Origin of the sequence: Microbacterium sp. GbtcB4, from assembly GCF_019091465.1 — a bacterium.
Lineage (GTDB): Bacteria > Actinomycetota > Actinomycetes > Actinomycetales > Microbacteriaceae > Microbacterium > Microbacterium paraoxydans.
Map to the genome: position 1 here is coordinate 1 of NZ_JAGXJJ010000720.1, position 231 is coordinate 231.

General features: G+C 76.2%; 1 pseudogene. It reads left to right on the forward strand.

The window, feature by feature from the left end:
* Positions 1–129: pseudogene (locus KVS71_RS20155) on the forward strand (tRNA(Ile)-lysidine synthetase); the annotation flags it as partial.
* Positions 130–231: the final 102 nt, after the last annotated feature.

Genomic DNA, 231 nt, shown 5'->3' on the forward strand with positions numbered 1-231 from the left:
AGCCGCGCGCAGACGATCGAGGCCGCCCGCCTCGTGACCGACTGGGCGGGTCAGGGCCCGATCGATCTGGCGGGGTGCGCCGCCGTGCGTCAGGGCGGCCGGATCGTGTTCACCGCCGCGACCGGCTGAATCGCGGGCCGCGGCGCCGTCGTGTTCTACCTCTTGCCGCCGAAGAGGCCGCCGAGGATGCCGCCCGGGTCCGTGCCGCCGCCGGAGCCGCTCTTACCGCCG